Annotated in this window: 21 protein-coding genes and 2 pseudogenes; 17 read left to right on the forward strand and 6 right to left on the reverse strand. The window is 41.6% G+C overall.

Features of this window, described 5'->3' with window-relative positions:
• The first annotated feature begins 4 nt into the window (after positions 1-4).
• Both AC58UU_RS03305 and AC58UU_RS03310 read left to right on the forward strand, forming a co-directional pair.
• A complete protein-coding gene (locus tag AC58UU_RS03305) occupies positions 5-1,840 on the forward strand; it encodes a cyclic nucleotide-binding domain-containing protein (RefSeq protein ID WP_497312922.1) in 1,836 nt (611 codons plus the stop codon).
• A 33-nt stretch (positions 1,841-1,873) separates the two neighbouring features.
• Entirely contained in the window at positions 1,874-2,611 is a 738-nt protein-coding gene (locus tag AC58UU_RS03310; protein WP_497312924.1) for a glutamine amidotransferase-related protein, read from the forward strand.
• Positions 2,612-2,686: 75 nt separating this feature from the next.
• Here AC58UU_RS03310 and AC58UU_RS03315 read toward each other — a convergent pair whose 3' ends face one another.
• Positions 2,687-3,211, reverse strand: coding sequence for a TetR/AcrR family transcriptional regulator (locus AC58UU_RS03315; protein ID WP_497312926.1), 525 nt, complete (start codon positions 3,209-3,211; stop codon positions 2,687-2,689).
• Positions 3,212-3,460: 249 nt separating this feature from the next.
• Here AC58UU_RS03315 and AC58UU_RS03320 point away from each other — a divergent pair, with 249 nt between their 5' ends.
• Positions 3,461-4,216, forward strand: a complete 756-nt coding sequence (locus tag AC58UU_RS03320; RefSeq protein WP_497312928.1) for an SDR family oxidoreductase — start codon at positions 3,461-3,463, stop codon at positions 4,214-4,216.
• Between the two features lie 239 nt (positions 4,217-4,455).
• Here the strand turns inward: AC58UU_RS03320 and AC58UU_RS03325 are convergent, their stop codons facing one another.
• The 3 genes from AC58UU_RS03325 to AC58UU_RS03335 form a co-directional block, all read right to left on the reverse strand.
• Complete coding sequence (locus AC58UU_RS03325) at positions 4,456-5,262, reverse strand: C39 family peptidase (protein WP_497312930.1); 807 nt, start codon at positions 5,260-5,262, stop codon at positions 4,456-4,458.
• 782 nt (positions 5,263-6,044) lie between these two features.
• Entirely contained in the window at positions 6,045-6,176 is a 132-nt protein-coding gene (locus tag AC58UU_RS03330; protein ID WP_497312932.1) for a hypothetical protein, read from the reverse strand.
• A gap of 71 nt (positions 6,177-6,247) precedes the next feature.
• Positions 6,248-6,943 (reverse strand): metal-dependent hydrolase, encoded by a 696-nt coding sequence (locus AC58UU_RS03335; RefSeq protein WP_497312934.1) that lies wholly within the window; start codon positions 6,941-6,943, stop codon positions 6,248-6,250.
• 177 nt (positions 6,944-7,120) lie between these two features.
• Here AC58UU_RS03335 and AC58UU_RS03340 point away from each other — a divergent pair, with 177 nt between their 5' ends.
• Positions 7,121-7,861: a PaaX family transcriptional regulator C-terminal domain-containing protein gene (locus tag AC58UU_RS03340; RefSeq protein ID WP_497312936.1), complete on the forward strand. Its 741-nt coding sequence runs from the start codon at positions 7,121-7,123 to the stop codon at positions 7,859-7,861.
• A gap of 406 nt (positions 7,862-8,267) precedes the next feature.
• Here the strand turns inward: AC58UU_RS03340 and AC58UU_RS03345 are convergent.
• A pseudogene (locus AC58UU_RS03345) lies at positions 8,268-8,677 on the reverse strand (IS110 family transposase); the annotation flags it as partial.
• Between the two features lie 329 nt (positions 8,678-9,006).
• Between AC58UU_RS03345 and AC58UU_RS03350 the strand changes: the two are divergent.
• The 7 genes from AC58UU_RS03350 (at position 9,007) to AC58UU_RS03380 (ending at position 12,385) form a co-directional block, all read left to right on the forward strand.
• A complete protein-coding gene (locus AC58UU_RS03350) occupies positions 9,007-9,879 on the forward strand; it encodes a cation diffusion facilitator family transporter (protein ID WP_497312938.1) in 873 nt (290 codons plus the stop codon).
• A gap of 10 nt (positions 9,880-9,889) precedes the next feature.
• Positions 9,890-10,195, forward strand: a complete 306-nt coding sequence (locus AC58UU_RS03355; protein ID WP_497312940.1) for an ABC transporter substrate-binding protein — start codon at positions 9,890-9,892, stop codon at positions 10,193-10,195.
• A gap of 278 nt (positions 10,196-10,473) precedes the next feature.
• Positions 10,474-10,854 carry a YmaF family protein gene (locus tag AC58UU_RS03360; protein WP_497312942.1) on the forward strand — a complete coding sequence of 127 codons (381 nt, stop codon included), beginning with the start codon at positions 10,474-10,476 and terminating at the stop codon, positions 10,852-10,854.
• Positions 10,855-11,444: 590 nt separating this feature from the next.
• Entirely contained in the window at positions 11,445-11,723 is a 279-nt protein-coding gene (locus AC58UU_RS03365) for a helix-turn-helix transcriptional regulator (protein WP_497313153.1), read from the forward strand.
• On the forward strand, positions 11,720-12,007 hold the full coding sequence (locus tag AC58UU_RS03370) for a hypothetical protein (protein WP_497312944.1): 288 nt from the start codon (positions 11,720-11,722) through the stop codon (positions 12,005-12,007). Before AC58UU_RS03365 ends, AC58UU_RS03370 begins: the two co-directional genes overlap by 4 nt.
• 19 nt (positions 12,008-12,026) lie before the next feature.
• Complete coding sequence (locus tag AC58UU_RS03375; protein WP_497312946.1) at positions 12,027-12,239, forward strand: hypothetical protein; 213 nt, start codon at positions 12,027-12,029, stop codon at positions 12,237-12,239.
• Positions 12,240-12,244: 5 nt separating this feature from the next.
• Positions 12,245-12,385 (forward strand): hypothetical protein, encoded by a 141-nt coding sequence (locus AC58UU_RS03380; RefSeq protein WP_497312948.1) that lies wholly within the window; start codon positions 12,245-12,247, stop codon positions 12,383-12,385.
• A 15-nt stretch (positions 12,386-12,400) separates the two neighbouring features.
• Here AC58UU_RS03380 and AC58UU_RS03385 read toward each other — a convergent pair whose 3' ends face one another.
• A complete protein-coding gene (locus AC58UU_RS03385; RefSeq protein ID WP_497312950.1) occupies positions 12,401-12,961 on the reverse strand; it encodes a CBO0543 family protein in 561 nt (186 codons plus the stop codon).
• A gap of 127 nt (positions 12,962-13,088) precedes the next feature.
• Between AC58UU_RS03385 and AC58UU_RS03390 the strand changes: the two genes are divergently transcribed.
• The 6 genes and pseudogenes from AC58UU_RS03390 (at position 13,089) to AC58UU_RS03415 (ending at position 17,473) form a co-directional block, all read left to right on the forward strand.
• Positions 13,089-13,454, forward strand: a complete 366-nt coding sequence (locus AC58UU_RS03390; RefSeq protein WP_497312952.1) for a hypothetical protein — start codon at positions 13,089-13,091, stop codon at positions 13,452-13,454.
• Positions 13,455-13,663: 209 nt separating this feature from the next.
• Positions 13,664-15,040 (forward strand): spore germination protein, encoded by a 1,377-nt coding sequence (locus AC58UU_RS03395; protein WP_497312954.1) that lies wholly within the window; start codon positions 13,664-13,666, stop codon positions 15,038-15,040.
• Positions 15,041-15,051: 11 nt separating this feature from the next.
• Positions 15,052-15,567: pseudogene (locus AC58UU_RS03400) on the forward strand (Ger(x)C family spore germination protein); the annotation flags it as partial.
• A 75-nt stretch (positions 15,568-15,642) separates the two neighbouring features.
• Positions 15,643-16,146, forward strand: a complete 504-nt coding sequence (locus AC58UU_RS03405) for a Ger(x)C family spore germination C-terminal domain-containing protein (RefSeq protein ID WP_497313155.1) — start codon at positions 15,643-15,645, stop codon at positions 16,144-16,146.
• A 12-nt stretch (positions 16,147-16,158) separates the two neighbouring features.
• Positions 16,159-16,380 carry a hypothetical protein gene (locus AC58UU_RS03410; RefSeq protein ID WP_497312955.1) on the forward strand — a complete coding sequence of 74 codons (222 nt, stop codon included), beginning with the start codon at positions 16,159-16,161 and terminating at the stop codon, positions 16,378-16,380.
• A 1-nt stretch (position 16,381) separates the two neighbouring features.
• On the forward strand, positions 16,382-17,473 hold the full coding sequence (locus AC58UU_RS03415; protein WP_497312957.1) for a GerAB/ArcD/ProY family transporter: 1,092 nt from the start codon (positions 16,382-16,384) through the stop codon (positions 17,471-17,473).
• Positions 17,474-17,601 lie beyond the last annotated feature (128 nt).

Here is a 17,601-nt window from a genome sequence, read left to right on the forward strand (position 1 = left end):
ATAATTGTCCATCACATCCTCCGCTATCATTGATTATTTACGCAACCATACATTGCTGTACGGTATTCCGGAACAAGAGCTGCGCCTCGTGGCTAATTCCATTGAACTGTTGACGTTCGAGGATGGACAGCCGCTTCTGATTGAGAATGCCTCATCGAATGATTGTTTCTTTATATGGACAGGGAAGGTGCAAGTGTCCTCACCCAACTTGGTGGGAAAGAACCTGCTTCTAGCCGAGCTCGGACCCGGGGCACTAGTGGGTGAAATGGGTCTCGTTCGTAACGAACGAAGACTAGCCCGCGTTACGGCCATCGGTCAAGTCAAAGCATTGCGCCTTGACCGTCAAGGGTTCGAATATTTGGCAGAGCGAAGCCCGTTGTTTTATGAAAGCATGCTCTTAACGGTACGCATTCGAATGATTCATCGCATGCTTCGCAAAGCGACCATTTGGGCTTCGATACCCGATACCGAACTTCGAGGTCTTGCTGAGATTTCGACTCTTCGAAAAGTGGCAAAAGGTGAGCAGGTTATTGCGGAAGGATCGCATGTTAATCAATTTTATATGGTTTGCAGCGGGAGAATGGAACTTCGCGCCGGGGGCAAGAGAAAATCGGTGTTGTGTGAAGGCGATTTTTACGGTGAAACGGCTTTGCTTACGGAGACTCCTTCATCAAGTACTCTAGTCGCACTGACCGATTGTGAGCTCCTTACTATGGGACGTGAGGAGTTCATATACATTTTGAATTACTATGTTCCAATCCAGCAACAGTTTATGGAGATTATTCGCATACGGACACCCGAGCAGATATCCCTATTGCCAAAGGAATTTGCTCAAGTAGAAGAATCAATGGCAAATGCCGCGGTACTGCCCAAAGCCAAAGACAGATGGATCGACCTGTTGCTGTGGCTAGGAGGAGGGTTTCTTATATTCTCCATATTAGCTATGTCTCTTCAAGCGCCATGGTGGAAATTTGCTGCATTGCTGGTGGGGGGAATCGTTGGTCCTGTTGCTTTTGTAGCCTATGTCAGAAGCCGACAATTATTAGGTTTTCGTCAATTGCGTCTCATCACAGTTTTTGCAGCAACGGCGCTTGTTGCGATTCCGTTAGCTTGGTATTTGGAGCGGGAATGGCTTTTTGATGCGCATAATCAAGAGGGTGAGTTTTATCGTTATTACGTACCTCTGATGGTTGGGTTAATAGAGGAAATCGCCAAGTTAATTGTCTGTGTCATGCTTGTCCGAACAAGGTCGATGCATTTCCTGATGGATGCGGTGGTGTTCGGTGCTACGGCCAGCATGGGTTTTGCTGCGGTGGAAAGCGTTATTTACGGTTGGGCGCACTTACAGGAGGCCTCCTCAACGGGAATGCTGGCTGTACTATGGATAAGAGCTTTGCTGTCACCTTTCGGGCATGGGACATGGACAGCTATTGCAGCAACTGGCCTATGGTATGCAACGTCTGTGCGAGACAGCGTGTCTACGCATAAGACCGGAATGATTTCCCGCAGATTGCGTGCGACTGGACTGATTGTTATGGCAATCGGACTGCATGCATTATGGGATTTTCACTTCATTAACGGGTGGATGAAAGCGGCCATGATGGCTAGTGTTGGCGGTATGGGACTCAGTTTGTTATTTGTGCTGATGCGTAACGGCAGACGAGCAGAGTTCAAAGCGCTACACTCCTTGAACCCTTATATGCAAGAGTCGCTTTATCACAATGAAGTATCGGATGAGACACCAAGAGAACTTGTTTGCGACGGATGCGGCACGGTGTCGCCTCAGGACACTCGGTACTGTGCGCGTTGCGGTCATGCTTTGCGAAGCGGATTTCGATAGGCACCTAATTAACTTTGAGAGGGGGCATGTCCAGTGAAGATAGGAATTGTTGGTGACTATAATCCAGAATATCCATCACAGCTCGCCACAATTAATGCACTTATTCATTCATCTAATAAATTAGGAGTCTCTATCGAGCAAGAATGGATTCCTACAACTACTATAATTGAACAAATTGATACCATCAAAGAAACATATCAAGGTTTTTGGATAGCTCCCGGCTCCCCTAATTCTATTGATGGGGTACTAAGTATTATTGAATTTTCTCGCGAAAACAATGTGCCTTTGTTAGGAACTTGTGGTGGGTTTCAATACATCATTATGGAGTATGCAAGAAACAAATTGATGTTGAAGGAAGCAGGACACGAAGAACGAGATCCTCACTCAGGTCAATTAGTTATTAGTAAACTTACTTGTTCACTAGTTGGTCAAATAGGCGAAATCATAATAAAGAAACCTTCGAAAGTGTTTGAAATTTATCAAGAAACAAATGTAATTGAACAGTTTAGGTGTAATTATGGACTTAGTCTAGAATACGAAGCTCAAATTCATGAAGCCGGATTAAAAATAGTTGGAACAGATTCCATGGAAAACCCAAGAATAATTGAATTACCAGAACACAATTTCTTCATCGGTATGTTATTTGTTCCACAATTAAGATCGACCTCGGAAACACCACACTGCATTGTTGATTCCTTCATTGGTTCTGTAATTAATCAGGTTCAGAATAACCCTGAATTAAAGAAGAATGAGATCTGCACACTAAACTAACAAGAACGATAGCTGAATAAACACGAAGAAACGGCAGCCTGATACATGGTTGCCGTTTTCTCAATTAAAGAGAGTTTAAGGTGCAGTCTTGATGGCCAGTTTTGTGCTTGATGGCCGGTGAAATAAGATCTTCACCAGCTGCTCTTGCATATAAGTAGGAGAGTGCGCGTATCCGTTCTCGATCCAGTGAAAGATCAGCCCGAGCAGCGCATGAAGCGAGTAGATGACAAGCAGCTCTTGATCGATCTCAAGGTCTTGATGGACGAGCTCCTCCATTACAATCTGCTTCAAGGATACAAACATTTTCTCCTTCAATATAGGCAACACGTCGCTTTTCGCTAATGTGGTATAGAAGCTAGAGTGCTCCGCAATATGATTAAAAATCTTGATCGAATTCGCATGAAGCTCATGGGGTACGAATTCCTTGTTTTTATTGTAAGGTGCCCGGAAAGACTCGAGCAGATCTTTTATTAATTCAGAAATCAAGTCATCGAGAAGCTCCTCTTTACTTCCATAGTTGGCGTAGAACGTTCCCCTGTTATATTTCGCGACTGTCACGATATCGGTTATCGAGATCGCGGAGAATGACTTTTGTGTCATTAGCTGAAGCAGGGTTTTCCTTAATGCGGTTTTGCTGCGTATGACTCGGGGGTCTGTTTTAGGAGCAGGCGGTTGCATGTTAGATCTTCATCCTTTCTCTAAATTACAAACTAGGGTGTATCTGTTGTTTAGTAGTCAATTCCACCGTTTTTATTGATTGCAGGCATTTTTGCAATTGATTATACTTAATAAACAGATGTTGGTTTTACAACATGTTGTAATATTAACACAATAGTGGAGGTAAGGGATATGAAACTATCCGGGAAAGTAGGGGTTGTAACGGGTGCAGCATCGGGTATGGGGAGAGCAATTGCCGAGCTTTTTGCAGAAGAAGGCGCAAAGGTTATTGTTTCCGACTTGAATGTTGATAACGCGAATAAAGTTGTTGAGGGAATTCAGAGTAAGGGCGGCAGCGCCATCGTGGTTGCGGCCAACGTGGCAATTGAAGAGGATGTTCAGCGCTTGATCGACAGTGCGGTCAGTGAATATGGAACGGTGGATATCTTGGTCAATAACGCAGGAATTATGGATAACTTCGTTCCTGCAAGCGATGTCACGGACGAGCTATGGGAGAAGGTCTTCGCTGTTAATACGACGGGTCCGATGCGTACAACTCGTAAGGTGCTCCCAATCTTCACGGAAAAGAACGCGGGTGTCATCGTCAATATCGCATCGAATGGTGGGCTTAACGGTTCGCGTGCGGGTGCAGCGTATACGGCTTCGAAGCACGCTGTCATCGGCTTTACGAAAAATGTCGGATTTCAATACGCTAAGCTCGGTATTCGCTGCAATGCGATTGCACCAGGAGCGGTGAAGACGAATATCGCTGCATCCATGCAGCCGCATCCATTCGGCGCGGAACGAGCGTCCAGCGGCATGGCCATTAATCCACGTCTGGGTGAACCCGAAGAGATTGCGAAAGTCGCACTGTTTCTCGCATCGGAAGAATCGAGCTTCGTGAATGGCACTACGATCACGGCAGATGCAGGTTGGACGGCTTATTAATGAAGAAAGATACTAGTCAGAACTGTGACTAGTGTCTTTTTTTGCTTTTTAAGCCTTTGCTAAGGGAAAAATCAAGCTTCTTCGTGATCTGCTGTTGATGTAAATTCTAGTCATTTATACGGCCCAGTCATAAAAAATGGTGCGTCACCACTGTTTCCAGCTACAATTATCTTATTGGGAGCAAAATCAAATCCTTATTGAGGTTGCAAATCATAGAGGAGAATATTTAAACATCAAATCTATATATAGGTGATGGCTTGTTTTCCCATTTGTTCCCAAGCTGCAATGAACTTCTTTTTCGCAAGCTTTTTATTTTTTCCGTAGGAATCTAGCGGGTCATTGATATAAACGTAATTCGCATCATAGCCAGTAACTAAAACCGAGTGTTCATGCCAGGTGATTTTGACGGTTCCCGACTTCGTATACCATGTCTCAAACGAGTTCGGATCCAGCTGTTTAAATCTCGTGTTGGTAATGATCCAGACCGGAGTTCCTTTCGTTATCCCATTGACGACGCTGCTGAAATCCGAGCCGGTTAAATCTGTGACTCGATCCGGCATGTATTGTGAGGCTAATTCGTAGATCGGGCCGTGGTACACCCCGTATCCGGGTTGATTGAGATCATACATATCCCCGACAAAACCCTCGTCCGGGTTTCCATGAAAGCCATCCTCCCAATAAGGGACTTTTTTAACCTGAGAAGCAAGTGTCATTTTATCAACATGGATGCCTGCATAATTTAACATCATTGCAAGAGAAGTCACTTCACATCCGCGTGGTAATTCAGGCAATTGAAGGATATGCGGCGCGTCGAGCAGCCTGCCAGAAGACGATTGTACGTGGCCTAATGCGGACCAAGTTATCGGCCCCACTATGCCGTCTACGACTAAACCGGTTACTTGCTGGAAAGCCTTTACGGCTTTTAATGTGAGGTTGCCAAAAATCCCGTCAGCGGCTCCCGGATCGAAGCCTTTGGCGGAAAGGGCTTTCTGTAAGGTGATAACATCATTGCCGGTATCCCCAATGCGCAGTGTTTTATTAGACATGGATGCACCCGCCAATCTTATGAATTTTAGTAGTGAGTATAATAGAATATGCATGGATGGATCGCATGGAGTGGACATGTAGCCTTGGCCATAAGAAATAAACGCCAGCCTTAAGGGCGGAAAATAGTTGACTGAGAAGGGAGTAACCCGGTCCTCGAATTTCTTGTTAATGAACGATACCAGAAGGGCTGCAGCGTGGCAGCCCTTCACTCCGAACTGGCAGAATAGCGCAGGATTAAGAAACCTAAAACACTAGAAAAGTAAAATGGGAGGGATGGATTTGAGGATGGATAAGGGCAAAGCGGTATGGACGGCGCTCCTGCTTCCAACGGCGCTAATGGCCAAGATGTAATTTCTTCGACAGGGAGTTTGAATGATATTATTATGAACCAACTGCTTGAGAGACTGAATTCAACGCATAATCAATCGTTAAGCATAAAGAATGAAAACGGAAGACTGCAGGTTATGTCGGACCCTTTACTCATCGCTTTCACTATAGTACATGTTTATTCCAATTTCATGCGATTGTTTGGATATTTGTCTTACAATCTAGCAAAAAGGGCGTATTAATATAATATAGAGTATAAGAGTATAAGAGTATAAGAATATAAGACAATAAAACTATAAAACTATAAAACTATAAAACTTAGGCCGGCTTTACGACAAATAGCAAAAACGACACCTATTTCAGGTGCCGTTACTGTGAGTTTATGCGGTTGTCCGTATATGGGAGATTAACCCTTTTTGGATTGTTGCTGGAAGATATTTCTTCCAGAATCTCGTTAGGTAAGTTGATGGAGCCCGGCGTGGGCTTCGCAGCCTTCGACTCGAACTTGTGTCCGTACGCTTGCAAGTTCAGCTTGCGCTGCCCGAGTTGCAGCGCTTTCCGGCACCGAAGTCAGTACCTTGCTCAAATTACACGTTGCTTCAAGCTTGACGTCAGAATGAGATGTCCTGTTCGATATGTATAGCGTTGACACCCACTTTATTTTACAAGTGAAAGCTGTTCTCCTGGCTGGAGAGCGAAGCCTTCGATTCCTTGCTCCTTCAGCTGTGCGGTGAAGGCTGCACTATCTTGCACGATGCCTGGGAATGTGCTGTGATGAACTGGGATAACGTTCTTTGCTTGCAGCCATTTTGCTGCAATCAGAGCATCCTTAGGTCCCATTGTGTAAAAATCCCCGATCGGTAGTACCGCGTAATCAATATCGTGGAGCTCGCCGATCATTTTCATATCTCCGAACAAGGAGGTGTCGCCGGCATGATAAAGCGTAACTCCGTTCCAATCCATGACAAATCCGCCCGGCATGCCTGCATAGACGATGCTTTGGGAATCGTCCGCTATAATAGAAGAGCTGTGGAATGCGTGAACAAGCTTTGCTCTGGCAAATCCCAAGTCCACAGTTCCTCCGATGTTCATTCCGATCGTCTTCAGGCCCTTCCAAGAGTAATAGGTAGCGAGCTCAAAGGTGGCGATAATGGTTGCATTGTTAGCTCTGGCGATAGCTTCCGCATCAGCGGTGTGATCCGAGTGTCCGTGTGTAAGCAAGATGTATTGAACTTGAATGTCCTCGGCTTTCGCTTTGGCAACGGGATTGCCGCTTAGGAACGGATCGATGATGATTGAGTGCTCTCCATCCGAGATCTGAATGCAAGAGTGTCCGTGAAAAATAAGGTTCATTTTTTCTCCTCCGTATACCATTTATTATTCGTTTGACGACAATGCGAGTATATTATTTATTTCTTTTTTTGTCAAATTACTGTAATATGAGGATAGCAATTATTCTGGAAGGGGATCAAAAACCGAATGCTGTCAATCGAGAAGCAGATACTTTTCCTGCTGACAAAAAAGCCTTGCATGCATGCTAAAGAATTAGTACAAATTTATACGAAACGCGGATATAAGGAGCAGTCGATCAGGAACGTTCTATCACGAATGAAGAAAGAAAAGTATATTCATGCGGAAGAGCGTTCCCTGTATTCCATAATGGACAAAGGGGAGCAGTTTTTATCCTTCGTGAACCGGAAACCGCGGCAATACGATGTGGACTGGAACCGCAAATGGTATTTCGTGCACTTCGAGGTACCGGAGCCGGAGAGGCAAAGAAGGGATCAATTCCGTTTGCAACTGCTGCAGCTTGGCTTCGGTCAACTATATAAAGGCGTATATGTCTCTCCTTGGGATTACAGAAAGCAACTTTTGTCATTGATTCATGCGGCCTCCATGGATGAATACGTCACTATCTCGGAAGCGTCGATTTTGTTTCGGGATATTACCCCCGAGCGGGCAGCCGACATTTGGCCTCTAGCCGACATCCATCGCATGTATCAGGAGAAGTGGCAATGGTATCAAGACGAATTCGTGCCGGCTTTGAATAAGGAAATCAGAGGCAGGATGGATCCCTTAGAGCTGTTTGTCCTTTATTTACATGTCGGAGAGGTTATCAGCGAGATTAGTCTTAGGGATCCCATGCTTCCGGTTTCTTTGCTTCCATACAATTGGATGGGGCACCGCGTAATCGCCGAATTGTATCGTTCGTTTCAGTCGTTCGCCACCCTCATCCCCAGCTCTTCAAATTATTATCAATTTCTCGTGTAAATACATGAGTGACAGGACAATGCTGCCCGTTATGTGAGCAAAGGCTGTCGTTCATGCCGGCAGACTTTCAAGGTTTTGTTGCACTATCCTGCCCGTCCCTCGGTTTTAAGGGTTTATCTTACGTTTACTCACTTATTCGCAGGATTTCATCACCTTGAATAATAACGATTGCCTGGAAAACAAACTCATTTGGATAAGTGGTCTATTATTTGAGCGTGCGGGAACAGAGGAACCGTAAAAGCCTTTTCTCTAAATCTTACTCTACTGCACGCATATTCCACGAATACCCTGGAAGTTTACCATCCCATGGCTCTACGGGTCTAAGCCCTTTTCGGGCAGGAACTCGGTTCTCCGTGCTTTCTTTTTAAATCCTGCGAATGAGTCAATCTACGTGGTATTCAAAGTTTTATGCAGCTTGAGTAAGAATGAAACTTGCCTTCTCAGGCAAAAATGTTTCTCCTTTTTGGACGATGCCGATCAGGATTCAAGCCACTTTTCCCAGATGTTTAAAAACGGATCTCTGCTTCTTCATATGCTTTACTTTAATGTTATACTCATGTAACTCTCGAAAAACGGGATTGATACCTATGAGCTGTATGGTAGCGAGAAACAAATATTTACGTAAGGTGGAATCCCCTCGTTTGGTTATGACAATCTGCCCTTTCCGTTTTCTCGAAGTGCTTCAGCCAAATTTAGACCGGCTTTTCTCAGTAACTGACGTCCATGTGCATATTGCCTAAGATCACCTGCACATGCCAAAATCGCTGCAACAAAGATGGGACCAAGGCCCTTAATGGATCTTAGCTGGTTCGCCATAAATGACCTTAAGCTTTGAAATAACTATGCGTTCACTCTATTGGGTGAACGTTTATTTTTTACCTGAAGCAAGTCAAACTGGGTGCTCAACTACCGAGCAGTAGTTCTCAATAAGGACACTTTATAATTCTTGCGGTTTCCAAGCATATGAATTACAACAGAAAACAGAAAATTTTGAATATGCCAATATATTTCCCCTTACGCAAATTAGTTGATGTGTTCCTATTATTAGTGACATGGACAACACTGTTTCTCTAGACCCACACATAGTGTGTCGGGTATGATGACTTAAGATTAAAATAGGGAAACATAATCGTTGGGGTGACATAATGGACATTTATAACGAGATTAAAGAAGGGGAAAAAGGGGCTTGGGTAAGTATTATAGCTTATATATGCCTCTCAGCTATCAAACTATTTATTGGTTTTGTATCAGGATCAGAAGCATTGTTGGCTGATGGGCTTAATAATACAACAGATATTATTGCCTCATTTGCTGTTCTTATTGGTTTAAAAATTTCTCGAAAACCACCTGATGATAACCATCGATACGGGCATTTTCGTGCTGAAACGGTGGCCGCTTTAATTGCGTCTTTCATCATGTTCGCTGTCGGTATTCAAGTTTTATTCCAAGCTGTTCAGAAAATTTTTGAGCCGACCATAGGGACTCCTGATATGATTGCCGCATGGACAGCATTGTTATGTGCGATCGTTATGATTTTTGTTTATAAGCATAATATCCGCCTTGCAAAAAGAATTAACAGTAACGCCATGATGGCAGCGGCACAGGATAACCGTTCGGATGCGATTGTTAGTATCGGTGCATTTATAGGAATCATTGGTTCTCAGTTTGGTTTACCTTGGTTGGATCCATTAACAGCAACAATCGTGGGTTTAATAATATGCAAAACAGCTTGGGATATTTTTAAGGATGCATCCCATGCATTAACAGATGGCTTCGACAAAAAAGAGCTAGAGGAAATAAAAAAAACGATTGAAGATACCTCAGGTGTTGGGGCAATAAAAGATATCAAAGCCCGTGTACACGGAAATAATATATTAGTTGATGTTACTATTCACGTAAATGGCAACTTGAACGTAGTGGAAAGTCACGAAATTACAGAAAAGATAGAAGAACGGATGTTGGCTGAGCATAAAATCACACATGTTCATGTTCATATTGAACCCATAGAAGTTATATAACTGTAGGGTCTTGTTTCAGAAAATGATTTTCATAAGCTCATTAGCTACTCGTCTACTTGTACTCAATTCCAATCGAGGACCGACAAAAGACTTGCTTGTACATCAGGCATTGGAATATGGCTTCAACAAGAAGGCAGTCATCGACCATTTGTTTTACGGGACGGAAACGATTGCTGATCAACTGATATCGAGTAATTTCCCTTACACCGATAAAAATATTAAGACTTATGGTTTTGAACCTGAAAAGTCAAAACAGCTGTTGGAGCAAGCAGGGTGGAAGCTGCCGCAAGGAAAGAATAATTCTGGAATAAATTAGGAATCTCTATTCTGGTCTCGGCTTTTTTACTTTGTTTTGAATGGAAGTCGATGCTTAGTGATTCTATTAAAAAAAAACCTTCAGAGCTTATTAATCACTTTTACAAGAAAAGGTATTCTGTCCAAATTTAAAAGCTAAGTCTAATTCGCTTTTTTAAATCTAAAATCATGAACTGCTTTTGCATGTCATGGTTTTTTTTTGGATTATTGCCTAAAACCATAACAAACGCCCCTTCATAGAATACAAAATCTAAGTTTTATGAAGGGAAGAGATTGTGAGTGGATATCCCAATAACAGGCTTTATCATGCATTCGAATGAAGAGGATTCAAATCACAGCCACAAGTTATTTATTACTTCGTGGAATGGTCGTCCAGTTCATGTTCATCCCTTTTCGGGGATTACATCATTTGATGATGGACATAACCACCAATATGCAGGAATAACCGAACCAGCTCCAAGTGGAGTTCAACACGTTCATAATTATTATACAGAAACAGCCTTTAACGACGGTCACACACATCTTATCAACGGAACTACTGGTCCTTCTATTCCTTTGCCGAATGGAGGGCATTATCACTACTTTGAGGGTTATACAACAGTTAATGGATTGCACCCTCACGCACACATGTACAACGGTAACACAGGAAACGAAGTATAGTTACGAAATAATGATTCCAAATGTGAGATGCTGCTGAATGTACTTCCACGTTAAATCGTCTGATTGTATTATTTAGGTCCAAATCTTAATTTCATAAAAATTTCCCAACCCTTGACTGGAAACGGTCAGGTTTTTTTTGTTTCCATGGGGGAAAAATTCTGGGGGGAGTAACTAGTAATGAGTCAGGGTAACAAACAGTCAATCGTAGCGGTTTGGATAAGTTTCGAATAGTAGATGCTGTTAGATGCTGGATTAGCTGACAAAATAAAAATGCAGATTGGGTCGCCAAAATGGCCAAAGAACATAAGGCTAAAGCCATACTGATATCGGGAGGACTTGGAAACGGTTATGAACAGCTGTACGATTATTTTGTAAAGCTGTCATTCCATCGCCTCGGGGCCGATCTCACTCAGTGAGTCGATGCAGAATGCTGTCGACGGAAGGAGCCAACGTGGCTCCTTCTCATTTTCTAAATTGAAAGCAAGTGATTGGCGGTTTTTTTTAAACATATTCCTCGTAGAAGTGCTTCTATAAATTTGGAACCGTAATGTTACATAAGGTGTTATACGATTGATTTCATCAAACAGTACATTCATGAGCATTTTAAATGTGATATTACAATAGCCGAGCTTGCGGAGAAGGTATTCATTTCAAGAAATTATTTAAGCCAAATCTTTAAGAATGGTACTGGGGAAACGATCAATAATTATATCATTCGGGTAAAGATGGAAAAGGCTAAAGGACTGCTCCTAGAACGGAAGCTTAAAATATTTGAGATCGCAGAAAGCGTGGGATATAAAAATATCCCTTATTTTAGTACGACATTCAAGAAATATTTCGGCGTGACCCCTGCGGAGTTTATATCATGAAGAACCTGTTTAAAAGATTCCGCATCGATTATTTGATGTACGGCGGATTTTCCAGTATTATGGTCATTTTGTTGAGTGTTGTGATTTGGTTGACCTATTCGATTTCCACCCAAGAAATGGTTCTCATGACATCCTTTTATCAGCAAGGCTTATTAAGCGAATTGTACAATAAAACGAATTATCACAAATTGGGGCATCACAAAAGTTTAAAGGTGGACTGGCCGATAACTCGGAAGAGACGACAAAGTTACATACGGCAACTCACCTTTTGCATGCTGCGTTAAGAAAAGTATTGGACCAGAAGTGGCCCAAAAAGGAAGTAATATCACTCCAGAACGATTGAGATTTGACTTCTCATTTTCGAGAAAACTAACGAAAGAAGAGCTTGATGAAGTTGAAAAGATTATAAACCAAGCTATTGAGGATCATGTGGATATTTCCTTTGATGAATTAACGGTTGATCAAGCTAAAGAAGCTGAGCCATTGGTCTTTTCGATGACAGGTACGACTACTTAGTAAAAGTGTATACAATGGGTAAATACTCCAAAGAGATTTGCGGGGGACCTCATGTCAAGAACACAAAAGAGTTAGGTTCAATTAAAATTGTAAAAGAAGAAAGTTCTTCTTCTGGAGTTCGGCGGATCAAAGCTATACTAGTTTGACACCTAGCTTGAAAGTTACCTTCGGGTATCACTTGTAGCCATAATTCTTTCTACAATCCATTTTGAGAAAATGGCTATTAGAATGTAAAGTGTAAGAGAATATATACTTGGGAAGTTATACTCTTTATAAATTTTCATCCATTCCAAGATGGGTTCTAAAACAAAAGTAAAAATTATAGATATTGAAATACTAGCAATCAGGAAGGTATTCCACTTAGTAAATTTCTGATATATCAGCATATAAACGACAGGCATTATTGTTAAATCGTATGGTAATAAAATGGGTTGAAGTAAGTAAGTAATTCTAGTTACGTAGGCCCAAACCATTAAATTGGTTAGACATATATCTAATAATATTGATTCAACACCAATAAAAAATCCGTATAGTAATATTTGTGTTAATTTTTTTTTATCTACCATCATACACCAGACAATCCAAGGAATTATGCTAATAAAGATTAGAAACCACCAATTAAATGAAAATAGGTCATGGTTAAGCCAATATTCACGATGTAAATCAAGATAATTCTTTCTAGCCTTTTCTAATTCCTCTATAGATGGATGTTGGTTAAACATTAATTATGACCTTACCTCCATTATTTTGACTATTTAAAAGTATTTCCATTTTGTTACTTTCTTAAAAGCAATTTTTCTGACGACATTGCCGAGCAGCACGAAAGCATCCGGATGGCTCAAAGCATCGATGTACTGGAGCGTTAGCCCAGACAGCAAAAACCAAGAGGAAGCCAAGAAATTCTTGAATTGGTTTATTAATGACCAGGAGGCAGCCGACATACTGGGCACAACCCGGGGAACTCCGGTTTCTAAAAATATTGTGAAAGCTCTTGAACCTAAGTTCAATGCCGCAGATAAAGTAGGAATAGAACTGATCAATAAAGTTGCCCAAGATGGCAATCCGTTTGATCCAGGTCCAGGTAATAAGGGAGGATGGGCGAAATTCTCCAAAGAGTATGATAATATTACACAGCAAGTCTTATTTAATAAACTGACGCCTGCACAAGCTTGGGAAGAAATTATTAAACTTAGCAAAGAAGTCGAACAGAAGTAACCCTATTTTTTACTTTTGATAGGGACGAAAATAGACAAAGACCGTTTATTGCCATTCCCAGGCAATAAACGGTCTTTTTGTATCACATTAGTACGAACAAAATGACGCCTTAAAGCTCGTGAATCGATGATAACATGAACTCAACTCGTAGCCTGTATATTCCAATTTAAACTAGGAAACAATGACGTTGGGTGAAAAATATGGAACATGTGGATATACATAAACGCGTAAGCATGATTGCTGACGCACTTCAGAACCCTTCAGATTTACAGGTGAGATATATTCACAATGAAGAAATTTGCTTAGTTCATATAGAGGGAATTGTTGATTTGCATCTTTGCCAGGAGAGTATCATCAAGCCATTGCTGCCACTTAGTCGAGAGAATTTGTCTATGGAGAATATGATTACTTCATTGACCGCTTTGAAAATCAATGTCGTTCATGAAGATAGAGATATCCCAATGCTATTATTAAATGGTTCAGTGATCCTATTAAGGAAAACCGCCTACTCATCTCTAGACATTAATTTGGAAAATTTTGCAAAAAGAAATATCGAAAGCCCCGAAATGGAGGTCACGTTGCGTGGACCTAAGGACGGGTTCGTTGAAGATCTGTCAACCAATCGAAGTTTGATCAGAAAGCGGCTGAGGTCCGATAAATTAAAAATCGTTTCAGTTACTATAGGTAACTACTCAAATTTATCTGTAGAAATGTATTATATGGATGGAATTGCGGATAACGAGTTAGCCGTACGGATTGAAGAACAAGTAAAAACCTTAGATCTACGTTATATCACGGACTCGAGCTTCATTGAGAGAAGTCTCGATAGAAGAAAATTTAAACTATTGCCGATTATTCAACATACCCAGCGGCCCGATACAGTTGTATGTAATCTTATGGAGGGTCGCATTGCCATACTTGTTGACGGTTCTCCAGATGCTTTAATTCTACCAGCCACTTTTTGGCAATTCATGGATAACCCAGACGATTATTATGAGCTGCCGGTCTTTGCCATCTTTGTAAAGATGCTTCGTGTAATCGCGTTTGTGATCTCCATTACATTGCCTTCCATTTATGTAGGAATATCTACTTTCCACTGGGGATTAATTCCTACGGAGCTTCTGATTAGTTTTGCCACTGCGAGAACAGGTATCCCGTACCCGTTAATATTGGAGATCTTGCTGTTAGAGTTTATGTTCGAAATTCTCCGAGAAGCAGGGATGAGATTTCCGAAAAATGTAGGACAGATCGTGAGCATAATCGGAGCTCTTGTCATAGGGGAAGCTGCCGTTCAAGCCGGATTCGTATCTGCCCCTACGATTATTATCGTAGCCTTTACTGGAATTGCATCCTATATCGTCCCCAAATACAATTTTGGATCCTCAACCAGGCTGCTTAGGTTCCCTCTTCTGATCATCGCTTCAATTGCAGGTTTGCCCGGTTTGTTCTTTAGTTTGACCGTTGTATTCGCGCATTTCATAAACACAGAATCGTTCGGTATGAGTTACATGAGCCCGGCAAGTAAGCTTGATGCAAAATCCTCAAAGCAATGGTTATTCAATTTCGGGTATGAAGAAGAAGACTGAGGGGTGACATTATGTGGAAAGGTTTTGTCTTCGTTGTTCTTATTTTTCTACTGGGATGCAGCTCTGGAACCCAAATAGAGGACGTGGCTATATCCTTGTCTATGGGCATCGATAAAGAAGCAGCGGGGATGATGACCATTACCACAGAGTATCTTGATATTGAAGCGGCAGGAGGACAAAGCAAGGGAGCGGGTTCTCAAAAGTATTTACTAGAGTCGGTTACGGATAAAAATATATCGGATGCCTTGATAAAATAAAAATTAATGCATTCAAAGGAAATTGTTCCTTTACATAACAAAACGCTTATTTTTGGTGAAAAAATGCTTGAACAGGGAATTATGAACATTATCTCGGAGTTTACCCGTATGAATTCCATTCGCGGAGGCACCTTGATTGTAGCTGCAAAAGGAAATGTTCACAAGCTTCTTAATTCTACTTCAACAAAGGATCAGTCCCTCTCGGATTCCATTGTTAATCTCGTGAATCGTCAAGGCCTTCAAGTAAAAGCGTCTGATTTTCTACAGGAGGCAAGCGGGAAACCGCAAGGGATCGTGATATCGGTCTTGGATGTAATAGAATCAGGTGGTAAGAAGCGATTGGCAATGTCAGGAGCGGTGATATTAAACCAGGGAAAGTTAGAGGGTTATTTGGATGAGGAGGAAACAGGGCTTCTTGCCCTATTAATCAATCAGAAATCAAACAGTCGCATTTCTGTGATGTATAAAAATCACCCGGTAGAGGTCGTCGTTCGTCATAGTCAAGTGAAGTTGAGTTCAGCAATATCCCATAATAAACCTCAATTTAGCTATGTTGGGAACATTTCCTTTAATATTAATAAACAAGAGATTGGAACTATCACAACGCCTGAAGACATTGTGAATTTAGAAAGTTTGGTTTCAAATAAGCTTGAGAAGAGTCTGAATAAGCTAACGAAAAAAATCATTTCCGAATACAAAGGCGATGTCTTAGGGTTCGGAAACCATCTGTATCGATACCATACTAACTATTGGAAAAAAAATAATAAAGTGTGGAGTGATACGTTACCTTATGTGGAAATTTCATTCCATCCAACCATAAAAATCCATAATGTCGGACTTCATATGTAGGGGGCCCATCAGATGATAAAAATCGGACTGCTCGCATTGTTAGTCGTTATATTATTATCAGGCAACCGCAAAATAGGAGTTCAATCAGGGGACAAGCAGATGAGGTATTGGGCGATATCTTGCTTAAGCATTGTTGCCTTTGTCATTTCCTTACTCAATGTTCATGTTTCAATCAGCACATACATAACCAGTTTTGTTAATCCTATTATTTCTTTTATTTACGGAGGAGCTTGACATGAAAAGTAAATATGAACTTAGAGCAGGCTCTTTCTTACTCTACGGGATTTGCGTTGGAACAAGCGTATTGATACCTTATAGTTATTTGACTCCACCCCAGGACCAGGGGATAGCCATTTTATTTGGTGTTTCGTGGACATTTCTATTGCTAGCCCTTTATCAAGCGTTGTTGCGCTGCGGTGCCGAGGGTGAGGATATATTCGACCTTATTAAGTCCGCATTCGGTAACTTAATCTCAAGAGCCCTATGGAGCGTGTACGGTCTATATATTGTATTGATGATAAGTAAAGACCTCGCCATTGTGTGGGGTACCATGGGAAACATGGCATTGCCAAAGTATACCCCCCAAGTTGTTGCGGCCATTGTGGTAATCCACCTTTTTCTGATCTGTATGCAAGGCGGTATGAAGACGATCATACAAATTAGTGTGTTTTATTCAACCCTCTGTTTATTTACGAATTTCGTCATTCTTGGATTCAGTATCGGCAGAATAAAATTCGAAAATTTCTTACCTTTGTTTTATGATGGTTTTCAGCCCGTATTTCAAGAGATTTTTACAATAGCCTTCAACTCCTCAGGCGAAGCATTGTTATTGCTATTCATCCCCCATATGTGTACCGAAATCAGGTCTAATCTGACAAAATTCCTTATTCCGATTGCTTGCATCATAACGACGAACCTCATTAAGTATATCGTGGCCGTTGGGTCTCTAGGTGAATACCTAATATATGTTTCCATACCGGGGGCCGTGGCATCTGGTGCATTAACGTATGGATCCGCACAAATACGCATTGAACCTCTCGTCATACTAGCTTGGTACTCTACCGCAATTATTAAATTGTCGGTCGAATACTACATATTAGCAAAGATCGCTTCGAAGGTGGTAAAGTACGGTAACACCAAAGTGTTCCTTATTCCTGTAGGCATACTTGTTTGGTCCATTACACTTATTACCTTCCAGAATCAACTCGAGATTATTAGCTTTCCAAAAACCTATGCTGTATACGCAATTATTTTTCAGCTCATTATTCCATTAACGATTTGGCTTAGCTTGAAGCTGAAAAGGTTACGAACAGCCTTATTGGAATAAGTTCAATATAACAAAAACGCACGATACTGAGGCGGTCTCGTCCTCACGTACTCAGGGAGTAAAGAAGGTTTTCCTTCTTGCTTCTTTTTTTATTGTCTATTTACATATATAATGTCTTAGTGTACTAT

The sequence above is a fragment of the Paenibacillus sp. JT22N1 genome, from assembly GCF_059692155.1.

What these genes read in the sequence shown, in the direction of transcription:
- AC58UU_RS03405 (WP_497313155.1), top strand. Translation starts at nt 15,643, where the DNA reads ATGTCAGGAGCGGTGATATTAAACCAGGGAAAGTTAGAGGGTTATTTG.
- AC58UU_RS03315 (WP_497312926.1), bottom strand. Translation starts at nt 3,211, where the DNA reads ATGACACAAAAGTCATTCTCCGCGATCTCGATAACCGATATCGTGACA.
- AC58UU_RS03320 (WP_497312928.1), top strand. Translation starts at nt 3,461, where the DNA reads ATGAAACTATCCGGGAAAGTAGGGGTTGTAACGGGTGCAGCATCGGGT.
- AC58UU_RS03340 (WP_497312936.1), top strand. Translation starts at nt 7,121, where the DNA reads ATGCATGCTAAAGAATTAGTACAAATTTATACGAAACGCGGATATAAG.
- AC58UU_RS03335 (WP_497312934.1), bottom strand. Translation starts at nt 6,943, where the DNA reads ATGAACCTTATTTTTCACGGACACTCTTGCATTCAGATCTCGGATGGA.
- AC58UU_RS03410 (WP_497312955.1), top strand. Translation starts at nt 16,159, where the DNA reads ATGATAAAAATCGGACTGCTCGCATTGTTAGTCGTTATATTATTATCA.
- AC58UU_RS03370 (WP_497312944.1), top strand. Translation starts at nt 11,720, where the DNA reads ATGAAGAACCTGTTTAAAAGATTCCGCATCGATTATTTGATGTACGGC.
- AC58UU_RS03350 (WP_497312938.1), top strand. Translation starts at nt 9,007, where the DNA reads ATGGACATTTATAACGAGATTAAAGAAGGGGAAAAAGGGGCTTGGGTA.
- AC58UU_RS03390 (WP_497312952.1), top strand. Translation starts at nt 13,089, where the DNA reads ATGTACTGGAGCGTTAGCCCAGACAGCAAAAACCAAGAGGAAGCCAAG.
- AC58UU_RS03385 (WP_497312950.1), bottom strand. Translation starts at nt 12,961, where the DNA reads ATGTTTAACCAACATCCATCTATAGAGGAATTAGAAAAGGCTAGAAAG.
- AC58UU_RS03415 (WP_497312957.1), top strand. Translation starts at nt 16,382, where the DNA reads ATGAAAAGTAAATATGAACTTAGAGCAGGCTCTTTCTTACTCTACGGG.
- AC58UU_RS03325 (WP_497312930.1), bottom strand. Translation starts at nt 5,262, where the DNA reads ATGTCTAATAAAACACTGCGCATTGGGGATACCGGCAATGATGTTATC.